General features: G+C 41.8%; 15 protein-coding genes. 6 read left to right on the plus strand and 9 right to left on the minus strand.

Annotated elements, in window-relative coordinates; genetic code table 11:
• Window positions 1-168 precede the first annotated feature (168 nt).
• Together GX089_14515 and GX089_14520 are read right to left on the minus strand one after the other, a co-directional pair.
• Window positions 169-678 carry a ferritin-like domain-containing protein gene (locus tag GX089_14515; GenBank protein ID NLP03704.1) on the minus strand — a complete coding sequence of 170 codons (510 nt, stop codon included), beginning with the start codon at window positions 676-678 and terminating at the stop codon, window positions 169-171.
• A 107-nt stretch (window positions 679-785) separates the two neighbouring features.
• Window positions 786-929 carry a hypothetical protein gene (locus GX089_14520; protein NLP03705.1) on the minus strand — a complete coding sequence of 48 codons (144 nt, stop codon included), beginning with the start codon at window positions 927-929 and terminating at the stop codon, window positions 786-788.
• Window positions 930-940: 11 nt separating this feature from the next.
• On the opposite strand from GX089_14520, the gene GX089_14525 reads away from it, so the two are divergent.
• From GX089_14525 to GX089_14545, 5 genes are all read left to right on the plus strand, one after another.
• Window positions 941-1,336 (plus strand): FMN-binding protein, encoded by a 396-nt coding sequence (locus GX089_14525; GenBank protein ID NLP03706.1) that lies wholly within the window; start codon window positions 941-943, stop codon window positions 1,334-1,336.
• 36 nt (window positions 1,337-1,372) lie between these two features.
• Window positions 1,373-1,840, plus strand: a complete 468-nt coding sequence (locus tag GX089_14530) for a hypothetical protein (protein NLP03707.1) — start codon at window positions 1,373-1,375, stop codon at window positions 1,838-1,840.
• Window positions 1,841-1,957: 117 nt separating this feature from the next.
• A complete protein-coding gene (locus GX089_14535; GenBank protein ID NLP03708.1) occupies window positions 1,958-2,257 on the plus strand; it encodes a hypothetical protein in 300 nt (99 codons plus the stop codon).
• Between the two features lie 204 nt (window positions 2,258-2,461).
• The gene (locus GX089_14540) at window positions 2,462-4,198 is read left to right on the plus strand and encodes a carboxypeptidase regulatory-like domain-containing protein (protein ID NLP03709.1); all 1,737 of its coding nucleotides are present in this window, start codon (window positions 2,462-2,464) and stop codon (window positions 4,196-4,198) included.
• A 93-nt stretch (window positions 4,199-4,291) separates the two neighbouring features.
• Entirely contained in the window at window positions 4,292-4,957 is a 666-nt protein-coding gene (locus GX089_14545) for an IS66 family transposase (GenBank protein ID NLP03710.1), read from the plus strand.
• 438 nt (window positions 4,958-5,395) lie between these two features.
• On the opposite strand, the gene GX089_14550 is transcribed toward GX089_14545, so the two are convergent.
• Window positions 5,396-5,863, minus strand: a complete 468-nt coding sequence (locus tag GX089_14550) for a hypothetical protein (GenBank protein ID NLP03711.1) — start codon at window positions 5,861-5,863, stop codon at window positions 5,396-5,398.
• 457 nt (window positions 5,864-6,320) lie between these two features.
• Here GX089_14550 and GX089_14555 point away from each other — a divergent pair, with 457 nt between their 5' ends.
• Entirely contained in the window at window positions 6,321-6,728 is a 408-nt protein-coding gene (locus tag GX089_14555; GenBank protein ID NLP03712.1) for a NimC/NimA family protein, read from the plus strand.
• Window positions 6,729-6,874: 146 nt separating this feature from the next.
• Here the strand turns inward: GX089_14555 and GX089_14560 are convergent, their stop codons facing one another.
• From GX089_14560 to GX089_14585, 6 genes are all read right to left on the minus strand, one after another.
• Window positions 6,875-8,263: an McrC family protein gene (locus tag GX089_14560; GenBank protein ID NLP03713.1), complete on the minus strand. Its 1,389-nt coding sequence runs from the start codon at window positions 8,261-8,263 to the stop codon at window positions 6,875-6,877.
• 5 nt (window positions 8,264-8,268) lie between these two features.
• A complete protein-coding gene (locus GX089_14565; GenBank protein NLP03714.1) occupies window positions 8,269-9,990 on the minus strand; it encodes an AAA domain-containing protein in 1,722 nt (573 codons plus the stop codon).
• 790 nt (window positions 9,991-10,780) lie between these two features.
• Window positions 10,781-10,978: a hypothetical protein gene (locus tag GX089_14570; GenBank protein NLP03715.1), complete on the minus strand. Its 198-nt coding sequence runs from the start codon at window positions 10,976-10,978 to the stop codon at window positions 10,781-10,783.
• On the minus strand, window positions 10,966-12,450 hold the full coding sequence (locus GX089_14575) for a hypothetical protein (protein ID NLP03716.1): 1,485 nt from the start codon (window positions 12,448-12,450) through the stop codon (window positions 10,966-10,968). The genes GX089_14570 and GX089_14575 overlap by 13 nt, the downstream gene beginning before the upstream one ends.
• A gap of 86 nt (window positions 12,451-12,536) precedes the next feature.
• On the minus strand, window positions 12,537-16,511 hold the full coding sequence (locus tag GX089_14580; GenBank protein ID NLP03717.1) for an N-6 DNA methylase: 3,975 nt from the start codon (window positions 16,509-16,511) through the stop codon (window positions 12,537-12,539).
• Between the two features lie 2 nt (window positions 16,512-16,513).
• Window positions 16,514-19,105, minus strand: a complete 2,592-nt coding sequence (locus GX089_14585) for a DEAD/DEAH box helicase (GenBank protein NLP03718.1) — start codon at window positions 19,103-19,105, stop codon at window positions 16,514-16,516.
• Window positions 19,106-19,144: the final 39 nt, after the last annotated feature.

Below are 19,144 nucleotides of genomic sequence, written 5' to 3' on the forward strand. Positions count from 1 at the left end.
GGGGCACTGCCTAAAAATGAGTTTAAGCGGTTGTTCCGTGATGTTTTGGGGGAAAATTGATTATATGTGTAGCTGTGGCATAAATGCCACAGGAATCGGGCTGGGAGAAACCCCGGTTTTCCGGGGTTTTTCTCCATGGAGGCGGCATTTATGCCGCCGACATAGATGCTACCTATGTGCTGCCTCCTGGTTGATTGCAGGTCCGCCGTCTCCTTTTTCAGCGATCTTTGAGAGCCTTGAGTCGGTGAATTCCTCCTCGTTCAAGGTTTCCTGGAGTATCCCCGCAACATCATCCATTCCCAGTGCCCGCGCAAAGGAGCGTGCTGTGCCGTAAGCACTGATTTCGTAGTGCTCTATCTCCTGTTCGGCCGCTATCAGCGCAGCATCCTTGACTTTTGCGTCACCTTCGGAGTCAAGATACTCTCTTGATTCCTCGATAAGAGAATCAATAACCGGGTTCTCTCTTATCTGGGGTTTCATGTCCAGTTTCGAAAACACCTGTTCCAGTCTTGTCACCTGATTTCTGGATTGTTCAAGATGCTCTGAGAACGCTTTCCTTACCTCATCGGAACTGCATTTTTCCGCAAATCTGGGAAGCAGATCCTCTGTCTTCCTCTCAGCGGTATAGATGTCCTGGAGCTTATCAATGAAGAGCTCCTGAAGTGAATTGAGATTCATAGTTAATCACCTCCCTGTAACTGTTATCCTTTTAGGATTACGATTCATTTGGGGATTTAATATGCATCTTCGATGCATTGGGACAGTGGCATAAATGCCACAGCCATTCAAAGAAAGCCCGATGAATCGGGCTGGGAGAAGTCAAATTCCAATGTCACATACTTTATAACCCGATTCCTGGGTTTCCCTCCATGGAGGCGGCATTTTATGACTCCATTGCTTTTATTTATCTTCTCAAATAAACTTTCCAAAGGAGGATCCTGTGAAAAAATGGGTAATTGTCCTTGTCTGCATTGCAGTCGCTGCAGCAGCAGGAGGATTTGTTTTTTACGGCAAATACAAACAAATGGAAAAGTTCCTTACGGAATATAACCTGAAAGATATCGACGTGCAGGCAATTCCCGATGGTGCCTATAATGGAAAATGCAGCCATTTTCTGGTTGGAGTCGACCTCGATGCAGTAGTCAATGATCACCAGATCACCGAAATCAGAATTAACAGCCAGGATTGTGGCAAGGGTTATGAGGGGCGGCAGGTGATCGACCGCGTATTGAAAGCCCAATCACTGCAGGTTGATGCAACAACCGGGGCAACCGGGAGCAGCAAATGTATCCTTATCGCTTGTGAAAGAGCACTTGCTTCGGCAAAAGCACAATGAAAACTACCTATTAACAATAAAGAAACGGAGAAAACAATGAACATCGCAATAGTTATCCATACCCAAACCGGCACAACACGCACCTTCGCAGAGCTTATCGCAAAGAATCTTCGCGACCGGCAGCATACAGTGGATATTATCGAGCTTCAGGTTGAGGGTTCTCCTAAACTCCGTACCGAAGATGCAAAAATATCCAATGTTCCAGATTGCAGTAAATATGATGCTGTGCTCATGGGCGGCCCGGTATGGGGATTCAGGGCAACACCTGTGATAATTACCTGCCTGAAAAAGATAAGCGGGATCAGCGGCAAGAAATTCCTGCCATTTATTACCATGGGCTTCCCATTTGCGTTTATGGGTGGAAAGCAGACAATCGCATTCATGAGTAAAATGGCAGCCGATTCCGGAGCAGAAGTTCTATCAGGTGTCATTATCACGAAAATGTTTCATAATTACCATGCTCTTATGCAAAAAGAATCTGCAAGAATTGCTGAGATGTTTTAGTGAATTTTTTTGAGTCATCAGTTGAATTGCTCATATGAAGACAGGATTTAAACATGTTGTTTTCCTGGCTCTTGATGCGTATATTACTCCAATAATCTGGAGGTATTATGAGGTGGAATGAAATCAGGAAAGGATATCCGAGCCATTGATGAACTGTCAAAAATCGGTATTAATCCGGAGCCAAATGATTCGTTGCAGACAATTAGAGGCATTGGCGGCACAGAAGTTGTGTTTAAACGAAAACTTCAAAATCTGAGTATTGATGAAACTATCCTTTCTGATTTTACTGTTGAGATTGGCGCAATAGATTATGGATTTGAGATAAATGGAATATTGGGGATGGATTTTCTTCTCAATGCAGGAATCATACTGGAGTTGCAAAGGTTGCAAATATCGACAATGTTTCCTAAATCTTAGCGGAAGTTTTCTCCAACTGAATTGGAATATGTGGTTTGATACGGTAATCCGATACTTTAACGATTAAACTACTATTCTCATAGAATCAGGTTATATTGAATAGTGTTACTATCCTGGTTATAATTTAGTTTTAAAATGTGGATATGATTATTAAAATAAAAACAAGCTTCGGCTGTTACACACTTTTCGAGGTGCCAAATGCAAATGAAGTCGCGTTTTAGCTGCCTTTTTTTAATTGTAATTTTCCTGTTCAACCAGCCAATTTCCTCTCAGATCCTTTCAGGTACGGTTAAAGACCAGACCGGGGCAGGTATCGAGGGGGCGACAGTGCAACTGGTCATAGCCGATAAAACCACAACTACTGACACCGAAGGGAACTGGCAATTTGATATGTCATCATCCATTAGAATGCACCGGGTTATAAACAGTTCTTTTTCGGCTGCTTTCAGGAAAGGATTGTTGGAAGTTACTATTCACAAACCCCGGCTTCATGTGAAGGTCAGCCTTTACCAGCTTGACGGAACCCTCATTGATCGTGTGGTTGACAAAATGCTCCCGTCCGGACATCATACCATAAACCCGATAAAGCAGTCTCTGGCGCCAAAAATAGCTTTGATAAAGACCGAAATCGGTGGCACTGTGACATTTTTTAAATTGCCGGTTATGGCAGGTATGGCCGGTCGTATCGGGCCGGTAGTCTCTAAGGAGGATAATAAAACTCTCCTGCCCCTTGCCAGGACAAGTGACGTGATCGACACCATCAAAGTCACAAAAGGCGGTTATCAGGATGCTGCTTTAGCCATCGAATCCTATTCATCCGGACCTCATCATATCGTTCTGAAAAAGGAAGGAGTCTCTTATCGTCTGCCGCCACCGAGTTATTGTCACGCCTGGGACTATGTCCCAGACTGTATCCCGGGTAATGCCAACTCTGCATGCGGCGGTGTCTGCTACACTATCAATGCTTGTCTTGAGAATGAGACGTCGAAGCCAGGTGCCGATGTCGCGTTTATCTGTCCGAGATTCATGCTTCACAGCCCGGAGATGATTCAGGCCGCGATCGATGACGGCAACGAAGAGTATCTCTATGCCGTTGTGGGCCACGATGTGGACAAAGGATTCATTGATGGAAATGATGAGAGTACCTGCTGTCAGTGCTACCAGATTATCTACGCCTGGCCCAGCCCCGATAACGATCGGCAGGTTCAAAAAAATCCCGACGATGTCAGCAATCCGGCATCCGCTGTGCCCATCCCCAAACCGATTATCGCTCAGAGTTTCAATACCGCGGCTACGCAAAACACATTTGACATTTACATGGGCGGCGGCGGTTTCGGTGCTCACAACGGATGCGGCCCGGGGCTTCCAGCGACCTCCACCTCCGGGCAATATCTCTATGAATCCTATCCCGAGGAGGGTGGTTACTCCGGCGGTGTGAAACCGATCACCCACTGGAGCGAGTGCAAAAACCAGTATCAATGGGTCACCGAAGCGAGCCTGGGGTCAGAAGCGTGTCAGGATAAAGTAAGGGAAACATGTAACGAGATTACCCATGCCGACCCGTATATTACCGAATACGCGAGAAACTCCTGTATCAAGGCTAATCAGGTCGAATCTCTGCATCATGCTAACTGGTCAGTTTACGTGCGTAAGGTTGAATGCCCCGAAGGTCTCACCCGTGTTACCGGCTGCAGGCTGCAGAATCAGGGACTTCCCAAGGTGGATGGGCTGATCACCCCTGAGCAGGCCGCAAACGACCCTTCCTTCTGGAAGAAGGGCTCCAATGGCAAAATGTACGAGACAACTACTATGGAGGACTGCTGCCGTCCTTCCTGCGCAGCGGCCAACTGGGTAGAAAGGAAAGGCCTCAAGGTCGACCCGGAATACAATGTCTTCTATTCCTGTGACCGCGCCGGGGTTCCTTTTACACAACCGGAATAACAGACAGCCTGTTTATTAAAACAGGTTAGCTGGTGATATTATTCCGTTTTGACAAACAGTCAGCGGTTGCTTTATAAACAAAAAGCGCGGTTCATGGGTCCCAGTGATTTCCTGAGCGGATTTACTAAAAGATACCTTCTTTCAGATGGCTATGCCGGTTATGGTCAGGTAATTAAAGAAAACGATTTGAAGCACCTGATGTGCTGGGCACATGCCAGGAGAAAGTTTTTTGAGGTAAAGGATCTGGAACCCGATCTTATATCGAAAGTGCTATCACTCATAAAAGAACTCTACGAAGTTGAAAGAGAAGCTGATAGTCTGAACCTGGATTATGGGCAACGCAAGGCATTGCGAAATGATAAGAGCTATGCTATTCTTTCCAAAATCCATTTACTGCTCAGTAATCCTGGGAAGATCATTCTGCCGGGAAATAAAGTTTCTTCAGCCATCGGCTATACGCTTAAGCACTGGGAACAACTGACACGATTTCTTGATGATGGCAGATTGCCGCTGGACAACAATCTTGTGGAGAACAGTATCCGCCCGGTTGCATTGGGTAGAAAGAACTGGCTTTTTGCCGGTTCACCTGAGGGGGCAAAGAGAATGGCAATAATATACTCCCTTGTTACGGCATGTAAACTTAACGGGATCAACCCCGATGAGTATTTTAATGATATTTTGCCGAAGGTGGCATCTTATCCTGCAAACAAAATCTCAGGCCTGATTCCAACTAACTGGAAAAACAGTGAATCAGCTTAGTATGGGTTAGCCGAACGGATACGACTGGAGCAGGAGTTCATACCGTTTGATCGTATCTGCAAATTATGCGACGAAATTTCAAAAGAAACCTCATGTTGAAACACACAACCTTTTAATGAATTCTTTACTTTTCTGGATAAGTCCTTCGGGATAATTCATTACCATTGTCTCCTTTAAAAAAATACCGGATAAGTAATTCGATGATTGCAGTATTAAAATAGGGTATTATAGATAAGAAAAATTGTAAAAAAAGGACAAAATTCTTATGCTGCTGCTTTGCCGTTGGGTGAATAAGAGCTGGGGAATAGAAACCATTACATACTTCTCTACATAACGGGAAAGTTCAGGACACAATAACGGGGAAAACAAAGCTCAAATTATAATCAAATAAAACTTGGTTTAACAGTTATCATAGATAGATTACGTTTTTAAAATTGGTTACCGGTTACGGAAAACTACTGGCAAAAATAAGAAGGTACTTATAATCAATGCATAAATTGTTGTAAAAGAGGCAAAAGATAAAACATGAAGAATCGGAGTGTTATTATCAATTAATATAACTGACAGAATCCCCTGACAAGATGAGCAAAAACCAACTGCAGCAGTGCTTATTGATAGACCAGTAAATATGTTTTTTACTTCGGTATCTTTATCCTCTGGGATCGAAAACGAAAATATCTGAATCAAACCTTTTTTCAAAGATGGTACCTTACCCCAACTCAAAGGGACAGAAGAAATGACTATTCCCAGAAGAACGATAATCAGGCTGTCTAAATTAATAAAAGTACCCACATTACCTGCAAAGTGAGCCGATATTAAGAAAATGGAAGAAATGAGCAGAAATGACAGAAAAATCATAAGCCAATGTTCTTTTTTAAGGTGTAGATAAAATGCAGTTATTATCATGTTATATCATTTTTCAAAACAAATTCAATGTTTCTGTAAATAAAAGCTACTCATTTCTGCCACGACAATAAATCATTACTCATTAAAACCATAGTTTGATGAATTCAGGTTTTTAATCAGAATTCACGGTAGTATTACTCTTCGATGCAGTGAACTTTTAAGATTTTTATTATCTGGCCCAAAACAGATGATCTTTGTATATCTGGCAATACATAATTAATTTTATCTCTCAAAAAGATCCCGGTTAGAAAATTATCTTTGCTGGGATGGCGAAGCCGGGAAGACCGTAGTTTCAAATTCATTACGAGGTGAATTTATGAAAAGAACAGTTACCTTAATTTCTCTTGCATTATGTTGTTCATTGCTTTTGGGATGTTCTAACAATAATAAAACTTCCAAAACCGATTCAAATACATCTGCTACTTTCACCACTTCAAAACAACCAGGCCAGAGCACAATTCAGGAGGTTTATGATTTTTTAAAGAAATGCCAGACATATTATCTGGCCACTGTAGAGGGAGACCAGCCAAGGGTAAGGCCGTTTGGTACTGTGGAGCTTTTTGAAGGAAAACTCTATATCCAGACTGGCAAGGTCAAAGCTGTATCTAAGCAGATTCAGGCTAATCCCAACGTAGAGCTTTGTGCGTTCTGTGATGGGAAATGGCTCAGAGTATCCGGTAAGCTTGTAAGGGATGACAGGGTTGAAGCAAAAAAGCATATGCTCGACAATTATCCAAGCCTGCAAAAGATGTATTCTGCGGAAGATGATAACACCGAGGTACTCTACTTTGAGGATGCAACAGCCACTTTTAATTCATTTGGTGATGAGCTGAAAGTGGTTAAATTTGGTTCCAAGAATCAATAAATTAGTTGCTTTTTGACAGGTTTGATGGGGATCTTAATATTTACTTATGCACCAGGTATCAGGGCAATTGCGAAAACCGGTTGCCCTGGAGTGTCTTGTATCTGAATTCATTGTCTCCCCAGACACGTAGTTGAATTAAATGCAAATCAGGACAGAAAAAATTCTTCCTGCTCTTTAGATCCTTCTTCTGTCATATTAAGTCCCTCAATATATTCTTGAGTATTGGTTCGTTCCTTATTTGAAGTTCCTGAACAACTCACATTAAATACTCTTTCCAATACTCTGCCATACCCTTCAATTCTCCCCTCCTTACAACTAAAAGGGAAAATTGTTAACTTCAGTTTATCTTTTTCAAAATGTAATTCTCTGTTTTGCAGATTGGGGAAGGTTTCTACCTGAGGGTAGATGAGGTGTATTTCTCTGGTATCCGGGTATTTCTTTCCATAAGCATACATCTGGTAAATATCTGATTGGCTGATTCCATAATGCGGTTTTGAAGAATCCAGCATTTTCCATTTGGTATCAGCAATGATGGAAGCACCGATTTTCAGATCTGGCATAAGCAGAAACTTCCTTTCAGGGTATTCTATAAGGTGTTCTTTTTTTACCTGTGCTTCAATATCCAGACCTGGAAAATCTCTTTTTAAGCAATGTGCCACATAATTTTCAAAAACCCGGTTCATATCGAAAAGCAATGCGAATGCAATATTACTGCCTCTAAAGGTGGTAAAGCTTTCATTGTTCAGGAAAAAAGAACACCACTGTAAAATCAGCTGGTAATCTTTAATCTGACGATCAATTTTTACCAATTTGAATGCATATTCAGGGTCTGAAACCGCCTCAATGTCATTAAATACAAAGAGAAACTCTAACAATCTTTTTTTGTTGGCAGTATCACTGCTTTTTCTGTAAAGGAACTCGATTGCGGTGCGGATAATGCGGTTTTCGATTCGGTTCTGAAGATACTCATCATGTTGGATAAAGAAATGGGATTTATCTGCCAGATTCCTGCGGATGTGTTCTGCTAATTTAAGTTTCCCCTTTAGAAATGTGGCGTTTTCCTCTTTTGTTATATAATTGGAGCGGATCCCTTTTTGAATAAGAGCTGTTAACTCCTCACAAAACATGAAGATAAAGATTTCCAGAAGATGCAGTTTTTCGGTTTTAAGATGAGCCATACCGAAATTTTTAAAAGGAGAATTACGAAGATGCCTGAGCATCTTTATGAAAATCTGTCGGGTTTCTTCATGACTGATGTTTTTAGCGATTTTAGGTAAAATTTCAATTACAATTCCACTTCTTGTTTCAATTACCCCAACAAACTGTCTGGCTTTCAACGTTTTACCGAAAGGTTTCAGGTAAGATGGTTCAAGAAAAAGTGCAGCATCATCTGGATTCTGAAGAATAAACTGCTCCAACTCAGAGAAAGTCTTTTCAGGGAGCCCTAAATGACCATCATTATAAATCGGTTTGCTACCTTTTACAGAATATAACGATTGATGCTCAACAATGGTGAAATGTCTGCGGAAATACATTAGTGTTACTCTTTTTCTGAATCTTGGCTTTCATTTTCTGACTGGTAAATCTTTAAATACGATTCCTTTGAGAAATGCCTGTTAACACGGTAATGTACCCGTTTGTCTTCAATATCTTCATGATTAAAGCCCAGTACTGATTTTTCTTCGATTGTACAGCTCTGTATAAAACGGATCCTGTTCATTTCACCATCAAAACTATTTTCATCCTGATTTTTTCCAAGCTGCTGGTAATGGTCACCTAAAACGATTTGAATTTTTTCCCAATCATTATAAAAGTATTCCTGAAGAAGCGGAATGATTTTATTGCGCATAACAGTATTAAGCTCATCCATAGAATCGATATCTATGAAATAGGCATGTCCGATCGTATGATCTCTGTCGTAAAGGTATTCGATTCTTTCGTTGATTTTCTGAAGGATTCTCTGGCAGTCAATTCCTTCGATATCTGATGGACAGTGTTGAGGATCAGGCATCATTTCCTCGAAGGTAAAGCGACGCCGCAGTGCAGTATCCATCAGGGCTATGGAGCGGTCTGCTGTATTCATTGTGCCGATTATGTGAAGATTTGCAGGTACACCAAACGTCTCTTTTGAATAGGGAAGTGTCAGGATAATCTCATTTTTGGCACCCAGACGCTTGTCTGGTTCAAGGAGTGTAATCAGTTCGCCAAAGATTTTTGATATGTTGCCGCGATTGATCTCATCTATAATCAATACATAGTTTTTGATCTTATTAATTGATCTTTTTACAGATCTGGAATCAGCTTTTAATCGGTTGACAAGAGCTGTGTAGTAAGTTTTGAGTCCACCCAGTGATTCAAGTTTTTCAGGGTTATAGTAGTAATCTCTAAGCAAATTTATACTCAGTGTGTGTTTGCGAGATCCATTTTGCTTTTCAAAACGAATTGTCTGATGATTGACATCATATATCCTGAATTCACCTCTGCTGGTTTTTACCGTAACAGCATTATCTTCTTCGACAAGAGCAGAGACAAGGTTTTCCCATACATATTCAAAATCACCCTTATCAAGCATTGATTTGCGCCAGTTTGTTTCTGCATCAGATGCAATTTTAAGGAAAATACCAGGTTCTATATCGTAGGCTACATTTCCATTTTCGGTTGAAGCTTTTATTCCCTCAATAAAATCTTCGTAAGAAAATGATTGGTGAAAAGTTGCAAATGCTATCTGACCAGCATCTCTAAGTCTTTCATATTCATCTGTTATGAGATCATGCTGCTCTTTTGATAAATTTTTCAAACCAGCAAGCCCGTTATCGTATTCAAATTGTGGATTAGCAATTTGAACCGCTTTCCTGCGTGTTATGTAGGTTTTACCGGTTCCGGGTGGGCCATAGAAAATGATACAGGTTGGCATCAACAGATTACTGTCTGCTATCTCAGATGTCATTGTTTCTTCCCTGATAAAGTTGCCGGTGACTTCATCATTATTTAAAGCATTTAAGACCTGATTTTCTAAATCAATTTCTGGTGCTCTTTTCCTCCATATACTTACCAGGGGCTCTTCATAAAAAGATAATTTGTCGGTTTTATATTCTGAGACAAGGCGTTTTCGAAGTTCAAAAAGCTGCTGGTCAACTGCAACCGGTTTCATGGTTTTAAAAGAAGATTGATCAGCAGCACCAAATGCGATCAGAATTTTTTTCTTTTCAGAATAAGAGCAGATCGACTCATATTCATCTGGGAACAGAAGATAACTGAGCATGTGGTAGAACTGACGGTTTCCGTGATCTGGAATTTCAACCAGCCATTCACCCCACTCCCAGGGATCGTTAAGAATTTTATTGAGATATTCGGGATTCTTCTGGAGCAGTAACTGAAAAAGGGTCAATGCAAATGTCAGTTCTCTCCAGAGATTGTTAAAAAAATACCCGGCTCCCCCGATACCATGGAGCAGTTCATCGGAAAGAAACTGTTCCGGAAATTTATTGGTAAAGCCTGCCCATTTCAATACGGTTTTTATTCTTTCCCGCTTGGTCTCCGGTTTCATGTTGTTATGTGGAAAGATAAACATGAGCCAGAGTATTTCAGCAAGAAGCACCTTTGCCTGCATTGATGCAGTAGAAAGCTGCCTATCCAGCTTAACCCAGAATTTTTCAGCCGATTCATCCGGGTTTTCTATAATGCATTCAATCAATTCTGAGACAAATTCTGGTTTCCAGACTGGAGTATCGGGTAAAAAGAGCGATTTTTGTGGTCCGAAGGCTGCTTTTTTCCAGGTTTCAACGGCCTGAAATGTTGGTTCTAATAAATTTTCGGGATGGTAGCGGCTCATTGAATCTCCCAATTGCGTATGAAAGAGGATTAATTAGTGTTAATTTGTATCAATTTGTGTGTAGTGTACTTTATTGAGTTCTTAATTTAAGGATAATTTAACTATTTATTATTCAGTTATCCACGCATTTTCGACTTAAAAGTTCAATTCAGTTCCTAAATGAAAAAAGGCTGAAACAGGATACTGCCTCAGCCTTTTATAAAAAGATAATGGATATTTTTCAGAATGTCAGATAAGCCTTGCGAGCTGATTCTACGCTTTTGTTGAAATAAGCACGTTGTTTCAGTCCAAATTCAGCCAATTCATCGTTTATTGCTTTTATTTCCCTGTCGCGGGCTTCCTGATCAATTTCGATTATTTTATCTTCCGACCGATATCGTTTCAGGAGCTCTTCAATAGGATCGATTAACAAGTCCATTGAGACCAGTCCCCTTTCAAATTGTTTCTATATGTAGCAAAAGAACCAAAATTCGCTTCAATGTCGTCAGGAAGGTTCACTGCCTTTAAAAAGCCCGGATAAAAAATCATTTTTGCAGAATTCATTTCCTCAGAACCAGTGGCATCCAAAATAATCAAACCTAAACCACGGCCTTGCAAATATATATCCATTATACTTAATTCTGCAACCCATATAAAACGCGGCATGTCCATAGCTTGAATAATGGTTTTCAGATCTTCATCCATATCAGAACTGAGAGCATAGTGTTTATAAGAATTCCCTGTCGTTAAAAATGCTCTTTGAATAACATGATTGCATTTCTGTTTAGAGCGACATTTCCAGCCAAAATCTGATGAATTTAAAATATGCTTAAACATTAGTTTCGCTTTTCCTGCTTCAAGATAAATTCTTTTGTGAAGAGGTACAACGAAGTGCTTTATCTGCATGTCTGAAAAAGATGAATCAACATAATAGCTGCAAGGATGATTAAATTCAGCTAAACGGTAAGGTGGATGATTATCATCAATTTGTACTAAACAACGAGGAATGTTTGATGTATCAAAGATTTGTAGATTGTCTACTGAAACAGTACCCATTAAATGTGTATTTAATATGTTCTCAATAGCAGATAATTCCATTTCCTCGTGCCCTATTGCAACCACGGCATGTCCACCGTTAATTCCTTCAAGACCAAGAATTACAGGTATTCCTGATTCAATATAGTAACGTAATAACGATTCAAAGTCAATTGTATCATGATTATACAAGCAAGTTCCAAAGCCAAAACGACTTAAAGCAGTAGCTATTTCTGCAAGAGTAAGCCCTTCAGATGGTATAACCCTAGTCGGTCGTTCAAATGCTTTATGTATATCTGATGGCAGCACAGGTGTTCTTTCCGGGTATTTATTTCCATAGTATTCCATTAAACTCCATATGGATGATTCTGCACAAGTCATTGATTCAGTATCCTGGCTGGTCCAGGGAAAGGCAAAAGTTTTTAATTTAACTCCACCAATGGAAGTATCGACACAGACCAATTCACAAAGGAATTTATGGTTTTTAAACGCTTTCGGGGAAAGCATTGTTCTCCCCGGGTTTCCTTTGCGGAGCGGCCGAAGTATCGTATATCCAAGAAACTTCTCCTGCAAGATAAGGTTTCCTGCTTTTGTTCTAAAATCTTCATCTTTGATTTCAGATGAAAAAAAACCTATTCGCAAACAATCCCGAGAAAAATTATCCAGTTTTGATGCAAAGTAGAAATAGTAGCTATCACGATACACTTTGTCAACATATGGAAAATCAGCATAGCACCACAGATCAGCCCGTAAATCATTTATAAATGACCTTACTCCGAAAAATGATCGGTCGGTTGGCCTGATTTCATTTTGCTGCTCAAAATCTTTAACTATTTGAATTATCTGCGAAATAGGAACAATTGCATGTCTTATCATACTGATCTTCTCCACTCACAAGAATTTCTCATTCTTCACTTCCATTTGTATTCTAAATTCTGCAAAACATTCTCAACGCCATTCAATTATCCATTGGCACTCTTCATTACTCCATCAATTTCCGACAGCATCTTCTCTCCTCTCTCCATCCTGTCCCATGCATCCAGTACCAGCCGCTGTGTGCGGTACTCTCCAAACTCCCTGATCTCCTTCTCCTTGAGTACCCGGAAGGTCTCTGAAGGATAGTCAGATCCCAGAAGATCTGCAGGGTCGAGTATATAGCGAAGCTCATCGCGGGTCAGGCCATAAAGTCTTGCGTAACAGGCATCAAGTTCTGCACGAATGATTGCGCGACGGTCCGGGTCGAAAGGGAATGGTGGTCCATCGTAACCAAGATCGTGTGCAAAGGGAGCAAGATCATGAGCGGTGTAGGAAAGTTCCAGAACTCGGGGAGTGATAAATTCTCTATCAATTTTTGAATAACGTCTTGGTTCTAATGTTGGGAATTGTTTAAAATACCCATATGTAAGATGAATACCACCAATCTTTTGTCTTGCTATATAGTCATAAACTAATGTGTTTAAATTAGCTGTAAACATAATGGTATTTGAAATTTCTACCATCGGCAAAATGCAGGGCATAGTATGACCAACTGCTGAAATTGGAATAAAACCGGAAATTACAGTTCTCTCATTTGTTGCATTAGTGACATCTCTAAAACCCATTAACCACTTATGTTTCCACGCCTTCAGCTTCAAAGCTTCATCAACATGAGATTTTGCCACCCAATAGCGTGGGAGCACTGCAGTTTCAGGATCAGCTTTTTCTTCTATTGTCAAATCTCTAATATCTTTACTGTTACTTTCATAAGTTGCCCAGCGATGATCATATTGATGAACCATCTTGGCCTCGTAAAGCGGAAGGAATTTTTCGCCTGCTACATAAAATACTGCTCCTTCAAGTGTTCCACCTTTATTTGCAAGTTCCTCATGGGTTTTGAATAGATGACTGTCATTTGACATATCAAATAATCTGGCGAATGTGATACCCCATGGATTACCATCTGCTCCCTTATTCTCATCAATCAATACCGGAGCTGCGCGGTAAATTTTCTTTGTCAGCTCAGCATCATACTGCGACCGGAATACAGGACATGTTCTTGTATTGGGATTAAGAAGAACTACTTCTTCAGGTGTTAGTGTGAACTGTCTTCTGTTATCCTGTAATTGGTTGGTGTTGGTTAAGAAGAAAGAGAATTTCGCTGCAGCGCTTTTTCCAAGAGTCAGACAGCAAAATTTATAACTCCGATGAACACCTTTGAAAAGTGCTTCTCGATTTTCAAAGTCAATTAGGGAAACTAATTTGCCATTTAGTGAAATATCAGCAAAAAAGTTCTTTGTAGAATCATCAGTCGCTATTCCTGAAGGAACAATTACTCCGGATCGCCCGCTAATTCCAATAATCTGGGATACCAGTTCTGCAAAAAGAGCATAAAGGTTAACATCACCCACACCGGTAAGGTGAAATCGTCCGCCTTCATCTTTACCGATATGTGCAAATAAACTGGAGGCCTCAGCACTTCTTTTTGCAAAAACAAATTCACTGTAAAGAGCAGCTTCGGCTGTTCCTTTATTTGCATCTTTCAGTCTGTTAATAAGTTTTTCCCGGGCAGCTTTATTAATCGCATTAGCGATAGCAGGACTTCGGGATGCAAAAAACTCCTCCTCCTGCAGCTTTATCCTTTCCCATGGAGGATTCCCCAGCACACAATCAAACCCTCCCTTTTCAAATACATCAGGGAATTCTATTCTCCAGTGGAAAAAGCGGTTTCTTTCTGCTATGGTTCTTGCCAGATCTGCGACTCCCGATCGTGGCATCAGCTTTCCTCTTAACCGTAATATATCCTCAGAAGTTGGTATTTGATCTCTGTACTCCGGAGTCTTTGGCACAAAGAATGCCGCTGTATAAACATCTGCCTTTAACCGCAGTTGCTGTCTTTGTGCACTGTTAAGAAATTCCCGGTATTTTTTCCGCTTGGCTTCAATGTCTGCAAGGGTATCTTCAGGCATAGAGGAAAGATCAATCACAGATATGACTTCTTTTTCCGGTTCTGCAAACATATCCTGCTCAATAACCTTTTCATCTTTGCTCTGAAGCTGTTCCCGGAACTTCTTATTTCTTTTCTTTAGTGCGGAGGCTACAGCCTTATCATCACCGGTCAATGCATTATAAGCTTCATCCGGTATACCCGAATCAACAGTATCCGGATAAAGTACTCCCACCAGTGCGTTACCGTTGCGGATATGTGCATCAAGAAAGGATAATGGTTTACCAGGTTCAAGAGCTTCGAGCCAGAGAGCTGTACGGCAGAGTTCTATCGCCATCGGATTTAAGTCAACACCATAGATACAATGCGAAATCACCTCCCGCAGAGCATGCCTGTAATGTTTTTCGGTTGGCTGGTCCGGCAAAGCATCGATACGGGCAAGCTCAACAGCCACTCGTCTGGCAGCAGCCAGCAAAAAATGGCCAGAACCACAGGCTGGATCGATAATATTCAATTTCAGTAGTGCATCACGCGGGTTATCCGGATTCCTGACCAGAGTGTCGGTTATTACCGGTTCCAGTGCAGAACGTATAAGCTCTTTTACAAGACAGTCGGGAGTATAATAGGAACCGGACAGTTTTCGGGCATTACCCTTTGTATCTGTACCACCATTAATTGCATACGAAAAATGCCAGGGACGGGAGTTAAACTCAATCTGCGGAACCAGTTCCAGAAGACTCTCATATACACTTCCAAGCTCTTCACTGTCCATGTCCCGATAGTTGATTCGTGCAAGAATCTTCCCTTGTCTGAAAAAGGAAAGTTCCCGCAGTGCTGCGAGTAATGCTTTGTTGGCAATTGATGAATTTTTCAGGTCGGGACACTGATCAGCCTCAAACAATCCGCCAAGTGCAGGAAGTGCAAGACGTGGTTCACCATTTGCAAGAGCAGAAAAGACAATACGAAGCTGTTCCCAGCAATCGTTGTAATCATCTAACCGCACCCGGTTTCTGGCTTTTTCGCGCAAAACGGAGAGGCTGTAGCCATTTGTATAGAGTTCCTGAGCTTCTGTTGATCCTTCAGGATCGAGCAGCAGTCCACGATCTTCAGCAGTGAAAAGAAAAATCAACCGGTAAACCAGTCTCAAAAGCTGCAGTTGAAAAGAAGATACAGAAAGTGTGCCGTTTTCAATTGATGATCGCAACACTGTATTATCAGGGTGAGCAAGAAATCCGTTGGCCAGCATTTCCAGGGCTGCAGTTACTCCTATACGCAGGTTTTCAACAGCACGTTCACCCGTTTCATGAGCAGCTTCACGCCACTGCTCCATTATGCAGGATGAAACACCACCTTCACGTGGCATGAGACGAGAAGAGTGAAGCAACTGGTAAAAAAGTGCAAAGTCAGCATAAAGCTCTTCGGTAAACATCCGTTCAAGATCGATTTCAACAAATGCAGGACGTGTCAAACTGTGATTATCCCGATACAATCTTAATATTACGCCATTGGACACAATACCATAAAGATAAGAATCACCTGCATTGAGCAGCTCCTGAATCAACCCGGTAGCAGATCTTCTCAAACCGTCATAACCAAAGCGGTGTTCACTTTTATCGAGTTCTGTTTCTGGTCCGACAAGCACCATTGGTACTGTATTACCGAGGCTGTTATGTGTAACAGGGAAGTCTCTGTCTCCGATCTTAATGGCAGGAACCCTGGTCAGATCCTTATATCCAAGAATGGATGAAAGAAGTGGAAAAAGCCAGTTATCAACGATATCCATCTCTCTAATTCCCTGGCGATGTTTCATTGACATGAAATCCTGCCATAGTGGCAATGCCATGCGGAAAGCTCGTCCGATTTCATCCCTGAGTCGCAGCCCCTTTGGGATATTGTAATCGGAATCTTCCATTTTTTTCGCTTTTCCCTGCCTGATTTCATCGAGCAGTGCACCAGGAAAAAGGCCTCCTTCAATGCGAACAGATTCAGCGACAAGTGATTCTTTTCTGGCCATTTTCAGTTTACTCCCCCACCGACCATACGAGCCGGAACCAGTACAAAAGCACCAATAATATCGGCCGGAAGTACTGGTTTTACTCCATAAGAGCCGCGGGCATTTGCAGCTTCACGCACACGACGGTGGTCTTTCAGCAGCTCTTCTGCACGGGCTTTTGCCAGGGCTTCTATTGACGAATTCATTTCCTGTATTTGATCAAGAGCCCATTTTATCTGTCGTGCTTTGAGACTATCAACCATATCACGAACCGGTTGAGCTTCAAGAAGAGGTTTGAGTGCATCATCAGTGAGGATTTTACCACCAGAGATTGCAATAATTACAGCTTCTTCTGCTAACATCAGTTTTTCCTCAGCACTGCGCTCTTTTCTTAGCGCCAACTGGCTTCGAAGCCTCAGCAGATAGATTGCGGTTCGCATCTCGACTGCATTAGTAAAAATAGCCCCACACCTGGCAATTAATGATGTATCACTCTGTGAAAGTGCAACTTCAGCAAGATAATCGGCAATAGCAGTGATAGCCGGATGAGTCCGATGCACAAAAATTGCTCCTGATTGCGGGGGATAGTGCAGATCGAAATAATCCGGAAGACCTCCATTCTCAACACGTTCACGCAATGCAGCAGGAAGATGTTCGACAGGCAATCTTAATCCTTTTGCTGTTTTCTCAACCGGTGTAGACAATGCACGGGAAGCTGCACAAACGAAGTTTTCCACATCATCTTCGGTACCCAGTGCCTTCATTGCCTTATTCCATTCAGGCATTACATCATCGGGTTTAAGTGCACGCTGTGCAAAACGGGTCACATTGCGTTTTGCAGTCTTGCGTAAACTTTCCCAGTGCGAATCCAGGTAGGTAGAGGGTTTTTCAAAGAATTCGGGACCAAACAGGCTGATGGCCTCAGCATCAGGTTCCCCCTTCAGCAAAACACTGCTTACAATAGCCTGTGACAGTTTTTCACTGTCATCTGGCATGGAAACCGGCACTCCGAGCTCTTTTTCGATCAGTTTGACTTTACGAAGAATATTCTCGAGAACGATTCCATCAACAGGGTTGTCTTCACCGTATATCATGACAGTTTTTACGATTTTTGCTTTTTGCCCGAACCGGTCCACCCGTCCTTCTCTTTGATCGTGACGGGTAGGATTCCAGGAGAGATCGTAATGGATAACCGCATCGAATACATCCTGCAGATTAATGCCTTCGGAAAGACAGTCAGTGGCAATCAATATTGGTCTTGTACCACGTAGACTCATGATTTTCTCTTCCCGTTCGACAGGAGCAAGTTCACCAGTAACGACATCGACTGTTTTATTCTTAAAAATGGTGCTCAGTTCATTTTTAAGGTAATTGGCGGTTGCGATATATCGACAGAAGATAACAGGGGCAAAACCATCATTTACAAGCTCGGTAACTTCAGCTGCAAGTCTTGCAAGCTTGGGATCTTTTTTTATTCCACAAAGCGATTCTGCTGTTTCAATAAGAGAACGGATCTGATCGAGGTATTCATTCTGTGCTGCACCTGGTTCAACATCGGATATTACCAGATCATCATCGCTTGTTCCATCGAGTATAGAATCGATTTGGATATCTTCAGTTGTTGCAGAATTATCATTTTTTTGTAATAAAGAATCGAGACGGGTTTGCAATGCCCTGACAGCTGCAGCCGGACTTGATGATACACATCTTAGAAGAGCGAGTGCTGCCCACCATGATAGTCTCTGCTGAAAAACGGTTCCGTTAATGCTGTCATTAATGATACTGCGTGCGTATCTTTTAATGTTGGTAAAGAATTGTTTCCATTGAGAGGTCAGTTTGTAGGTAGGATCAGGTGATTTACGCTGACGATCCGGGAAAAGAGTGGTATCCTGCCATTCTTCAATATCAGCTCTTCTTCTTTGAACAAAATGGTTTCCAAGTTTAATACGGAGTTCTTCTCTCCGCGATATTGAAATTTCAGAATCAGTCCTTAATTCTGCGAATTCAGGATTAATCAGTGATAATAGATTGGTAAATGAGTTTTCATCGCCACTATGAGGAGTTGCAGTGAGAAAAATCATATGTCTGTCCGGATCTAGGGAAAGGTCCCGAAGCAGAGTAAAACGCTGATGGCGGATGGAACCACTTCGACTGCAGGAGTGTGCTTCATCAACAATAACAAACTCCGGACAGGCATGCAGGAATTCATCACGGCGTTTATCTGATTTAATATAATCAAGAGAAATAATTGTAAACGGATATTCCCTGAAGATTGTCTGACCGTGTGGAAGCCCGCGTTCCAGGCTGCCAACGGTTCCCGGACGAACGATTACCGCTTCGATATTGAATTTGGCTGAGAGTTCATCACGCCACTGATCACAAAGATGAGGTGGACAAAGTACAGAAGCAGACCGTATTTCTCCACGGTCAAAAAGTTCCCTTAGTATAAGTCCTGCTTCAATTGTTTTACCAATACCAACATCATCAGCAATCAGAAGACGCACAGTAGCATGCTTGAGTGCCATAAGTAATGGAACAAGCTGATACGCGCGTGGTTCGATGGCAATATTTCCAAATGAGCGAAACGGACCGGCACCTGCGCGAAGTTTCAGCATAAGTGCATTCTGCAGGAGGCGGACTGCGGTACTGGTACC

It is taken from the genome of Fibrobacter sp. (genome assembly GCA_012523595.1).
Classification (GTDB): domain Bacteria; phylum Fibrobacterota; class Chitinivibrionia; order Chitinivibrionales; family Chitinispirillaceae; genus JAAYIG01.